This is a genomic window from Mycobacterium sp. (assembly GCF_049281135.1).
Taxonomy (GTDB): domain Bacteria; phylum Actinomycetota; class Actinomycetes; order Mycobacteriales; family Mycobacteriaceae; genus Mycobacterium.
Genome location: NZ_JBAPRN010000089.1, coordinates 1 through 1,517 on the forward strand (window position 1 = coordinate 1; position 1,517 = coordinate 1,517).

The 1,517-nt window shown below is 65.7% G+C and carries 2 protein-coding genes; both read right to left on the bottom strand.

The genetic code is table 11. The annotated features are described in order from the left end of the window. Positions 1–22: 22 nt before the first annotated feature. Positions 23–709, bottom strand: a complete 687-nt coding sequence (locus WAN02_RS03545) for a hypothetical protein (RefSeq protein ID WP_422262803.1) — start codon at positions 707–709, stop codon at positions 23–25. Positions 710–870: 161 nt separating this feature from the next. Further along, a complete protein-coding gene (locus WAN02_RS03550) occupies positions 871–1,437 on the bottom strand; it encodes a TetR/AcrR family transcriptional regulator (RefSeq protein ID WP_422262804.1) in 567 nt (188 codons plus the stop codon). Between the last annotated feature and the right edge of the window lie 80 nt (positions 1,438–1,517).

The window sequence follows — 1,517 nt, forward strand, 5'->3', positions numbered from 1 at the left end:
GCCAATACCCGGGAAGCCACAATTACCCCGTCCGAGCCCGCCTGATCGTCCGCCCGGCGCCACACACCTCGAGCCGCACCTTGCTGATCCGTCCGAAACCCGGCTCATCCGAAGTAGTTTCGTAACCGCAGACTCGAGCTTCCAGTCGTATCGACGCACCCTGCCAATCGCCGTCGGTGACCAGCAGCGTGCAGCCTTTCTGACGAGCACGGGCCACCACGGCCCGGGCCCGGGTCAGTGGCACCGAGCGCCCGCCCAGCGCCAGCACGATCAGATCCATCCCGTCCATCAGCACCGCCGCCACCTCTACCGGGTCGGTCCCGGGATCCGGAATCACCGCAAGCCGGCTCAGATCGGCTCCCATTTCCACCGCCGCCAGCAAGCCGACATCCGGCTGGCCGACAATGGCTGCGTTCCCACCGGCGGCCGTCACCGCAGCCACCATGCTCAGCGGCAGCGACCGGGCACCCAACAGCACCGCAACCGTCCCGCGTGGCAACGCGTCGGGCAACACAGTGGCCAGCATCTGAGGAACCGGAAGCTTGGCCTCCGAATCCGGAAGCAGGTCGTCGGCGTGGGCATGCTCGTGGACATGAGCGCGCCGAGGTGTGCCAACCTTCCCGGATACGGACGCCATCTGCCGGCGCAGTTGTTTCAGCTGTTCAGCACGGTCGTGATGAGGCTGATCGGTGGCGAGAATCGCCGTCATCACCACCTCCTGGGGGCACGGGTGTTACCAATGATGTTCGAATGTATGTTCGATACCAGCAGTCAACACCCACCCTCCGACACCGTCAAGAAACGCGAGGGGCTGCTTCATACAGCCGGTACTCATGTGGCCTCTGGTGTGCGTGGGCCACGGATCAACTGTCAGCGAAGACCGGCCGTAGCGCGAATCTCCCGACGCGCCGCCGCCGGGTCGTCCTCTCGAAACATGTAGTGGCTCAATGCGACTCGCGCGATCGCACCGGCACGATCACGGACGCTCGCCGCGGCATCGAAGCCGTCCTCGCGAGCGCACTGCTCCAGGACCGGCACCAACCTCTCGCTGATCATCGGCAACGCCCGCGCCATCTGGTCCTGCGCGAAGCCCGGATCCAGATCGAGCTGGCGCCCGGGCGGCTGGTCTTCCACGAAAGTCGCCACCAGGTCGACCGCGGCTTCCAGTCGTGCGATGCCGGTGACTCCGCTCATCGCCCGTTCCATCGCCGCGTCGAAACGTCGTCGTTCATGCCTTCCCAGCGCATCGATCAGGTCCTCTTTGGACACGAAGTAGCGATAGATGGTCGGCCGTGACACCCCAGCCAGGGTTGCCACATCCGACAACGACAACTTGCGTGCGCCCGTCGTCAGCATCAGCCGCCGCGCGGCCTCGAGTATCCGATCGGCCAGATCGGCGCGAGCTGAACCGACTCCGTGCGGTTCGGCGATCGACACGACGGCACCTCCTGCGTTCAGCCCGAATTCAGGCGGCTACCGGATCGAGCCGGCCGAGTTCACGCAGCCACGAGATCAGC